This is a genomic window from Phenylobacterium sp., from assembly GCF_004799395.1.
In the GTDB taxonomy this organism is placed as follows: domain Bacteria; phylum Pseudomonadota; class Alphaproteobacteria; order Caulobacterales; family Caulobacteraceae; genus Phenylobacterium.
Genome location: NZ_SSMZ01000143.1, coordinates 1 through 3,183 on the forward strand (window position 1 = coordinate 1; position 3,183 = coordinate 3,183).

Here is a 3,183-nt window from a genome sequence, read left to right on the forward strand (position 1 = left end):
CATGGCCAACAACCTCTACAGCCTGAACACGACGACGGGCGCCGGGACGATCATCGGCCCCATGGGAGCGATCGGTTTTGGCGCGGCGGTTTCCGAAGGCGGCGTGCTTTACGCCGGTTCGGAAAGCCCGCTGGCGATCTACACGCTTAATCCCTCGACGGGCGCAGGCGTGGAAGGTCCCAACCTGACCGGCACGGGCCAGGAAATCTTCGGCCTGGCGCCGGACGTTGCGGCGGGTGGGGTTCCGGAAGCGGCGGCCTGGGTCCTGATGCTGATCGGCTTCGGCGGCCTGGGCGCGGCGGTTCGCGCACAGCGCCGCCAAGAGCGATATCGAGCCGCGGCGCTCATCTGACGCCCGAGGCTGCGGCTCAGCCTACCAGCCGGCCGTGGCCTGCCCAGTAGGGTTCGCGAAGCACCCGACGCAGGACCTTGTTGGTGGCGTTGCGGGGCAGAACCTCGATGAAATCCACGGACTTGGGGGCCTTGTAGCCGGCGATCCGCTGGCGCGCCCAGGCGATCACCACCTCGCTGTCGATCTCGGCGCCGGGCGCGCGTACAACGACGGCCTTCACGGCCTCTCCCCACCTGGGGTCCGGCACGCCGATCACCGCGGCGTCGGCGACGCCCGGGCAACCCAGGATCGCGTTCTCCACCTCGGCGGGATAGACGTTCTCGCCGCCCGACACGATCATGTCCTTCACCCGGTCGTAGACGAAGACATAGCCGTCGGCGTCGCGGTGGCCGGCGTCTCCGGTCTTCAGCCAGCCCTCCGGCGTGATGGTCTCGGCGGTGGCCTCCGGGCGGTTCCAATAGCCGGACATGACGGCGGGCCCGCGGATCTGGATCTCGCCCACTTCGCCCGGCGGCAGCTCGGCGCCGGCCTCGTCGGCGATGCGCACCTCGTGCGTCGGCCAGGCCCGGCCGCAGGAGCGCAGCAGTTCCGGCCGGTGATCGTCGCAATTCAGGATCGTCCCGGCGGCGTTGGACTCGGTCATGCCGTACATCTGAATGAAGCGGCAGCCGATCCTCGCGCGGGCGGCGTTCAGCACCGCCTCGCTGATCGGCGAGGCGCCATAGACCAGGGTCCTCACGGCCGAGAAGTCGATCTCCGCGCAGGTCGGGTGCTGAAGCAACATGTTGATCATCGCGGGCACGAAGCCGATGCGGGTGGCGCGCTCCGCCTCGATGACCTTCAGGACGGCGGGCGGATCGAAGACCGGGACAAGGACCAGGCGGGCGCCGCCGGCCAGCACCGCCAGCGCCGGGTTGGCGCCACCGACGTGGAACAGCGGCATGACCTGGACCATGGTGTCGTCCGGCTCGAAGTCGAGGCCCTCGAAGGTCATGGCGATCTCAAGGAATGCGGCCATGTTGGCGTTGCTCAGGCGTACGCCCTTGGGCAGGCCGGTGGTGCCGGAGGTGTAGAGCTGCAGCACGTCGTCGGCGGCCACAGGCTCACGGGCCGCGCCGGCCGCGGCGGCGTCGCGCAGGGTGGCGTAGTCGTCGAGGCCAGCGCCGGCGCCATCGACGGCGATCAGCCGGATCGGGCGGTCCACCTGCGCCAGGACGGCCTGGGCCGCGGCCAGGAAGTCGCCGGTGACGAAGAACAGGTCGGCGGTGGAATCGTCGAGGATGAATGCGATCTCCGGGATCGCCAGGCGGCTGTTGATCGGCGCCAGGCAGGCCCGCGCCTCGGCCGCGCCGAACAGCAGTTCGAAGAAAGCCTCATGGCTGCGGCCCAGCCAGGCGACGCGCTGGCCCGGCTGTGCGCCCAAGGTCATCAGCAACGCGGCCGTGCGGCGGCTACGCCTGTGCAGCTCGCCATAGGTGAGGCGGCGATCCTCGCACAGGATGGCCACGGCTTCCGGACGCGCGGCGGCATTGATCCGGGGAATGTCGGCGAGGCCCTCGATCGCTCTCATGGCGAAGATTGCTAGCCGATCGCGCAGCCTTCGCCAAACGCTGTTAGCGCAGCTTCAGGCGCACGAAGGCCATGACCCCGTGGGGATCGGAGCTTCCATAAGCCGACTTCAGGCCGCTCGGCACGAAGTCCAGCGAATAGAGCCCACCGACGCCAAACAGCAAATGCTCCGACACCGGGAAATCGCGGATCGCGCCGAGGCTCACCTTGCCGACATTGAAAATCGGTCCGTGATCGAGGAGCGCCGGGGTCAGCTCGTCGTTCTGCACGTGCTCCGCGCGGCTGAAGATCGTCCAGGCGGCGGTGGGCTTCACCGCGCTCTCCAACACCCAGGCGTCCAGGTCCGCGCCATCGCTCGAACGCCGGCCCCAGGCCGCAGTCGTCGACCACCAGCGATGGCCGCCAAGGTCAACGGTGTAGATCGCGCTCGCCGAGACCTTGTGCTGGTCGACGCCGGGTTCGAGCTGTTCGGGACTGATCTCGTCGGCCCAGGACGCCTGCAGCGCCCAGTTCCTCGTCGGGTTCCAGGACAGCCGCACCGCCGTCGAGTCGAGCGGGCCGGTCTCGATGTCGTAGCGGTGCTGGTCCGGCTCGCGGCCGTTGTAGGCGCTGGCCTCCACCTTCCAGTCCCCCAGCACGACCCCGCCGGTGATCACCCCGAAGGTGATGTGGGTGGAATCCAGCCAGTGATGGCTGATCGGGGCCTCGGGACTGTCCATGATGGAGAGCCGATGCATGAACGCCGGGGGGCCGAACGCGGGCTCTCCGGGCAGGCCGGCGTAGACGAATGCACTCGAGCTCGCCGCCAGTTTCCACGCGTAGGAGGCCGACAGCTCCATGAAGAGGTCGTGCGGATGCTGGCGATCCACCAGCGGGGTCTTGCCGTCCGCCGTCTCGCCGGTGGCCAGCAGCAGCGGATAGCCGGAAGGCCCCATCAGCGGGTCGGGGCTCAGCATGGCGCGAAGCTGCAGTTCGCCGTCGCCGAGCGGCCGCTGGGCCATGGCCATCAGCATGCCCGAGGCGAAAGCCTTTTCTCCTCCGCGCGGGCCGCTCTGGCTGTCCCAGACCCCGGTGAGCTGGCCGTGGAACATGACCAGCCAGTCGCCTTCCTTGAGGTGGATCGCCTCGTGCGGCGAGGCGTCCGGCTGCCACGAGGTCCCCGAGGATTCCCGGGTGAAGACATAGGAGCCGAGCGCGCCTTCCATCTGGGCCATGCCCATGCCCATGCCCATGTGCGGCGGCTGAGCTGCATCCGCCGGCGC

Annotated in this window: 3 protein-coding genes; 1 reads left to right on the forward strand and 2 read right to left on the reverse strand. The window is 69.1% G+C overall.

The window, feature by feature from the left end:
- The coding region (locus tag E8A12_RS09455) for a PEP-CTERM sorting domain-containing protein (RefSeq protein WP_293367983.1) at window positions 1-352 on the forward strand (352 nt) is incomplete at its 5' end.
- Between the two features lie 16 nt (window positions 353-368).
- Here the strand turns inward: E8A12_RS09455 and E8A12_RS09460 are convergent.
- Window positions 369-1,922: a long-chain-fatty-acid--CoA ligase gene (locus tag E8A12_RS09460; protein WP_293367986.1), complete on the reverse strand. Its 1,554-nt coding sequence runs from the start codon at window positions 1,920-1,922 to the stop codon at window positions 369-371.
- A 43-nt stretch (window positions 1,923-1,965) separates the two neighbouring features.
- The coding region (locus E8A12_RS09465) for a hypothetical protein (RefSeq protein ID WP_293367988.1) at window positions 1,966-3,183 on the reverse strand (1,218 nt) is incomplete at its 5' end.

Bases quoted from the DNA above. Each gene is read 5' to 3' on its own strand.
- E8A12_RS09460 (WP_293367986.1), bottom strand. From the start codon at position 1,922: ATGAGAGCGATCGAGGGCCTCGCCGACATTCCCCGGATCAATGCCGCC.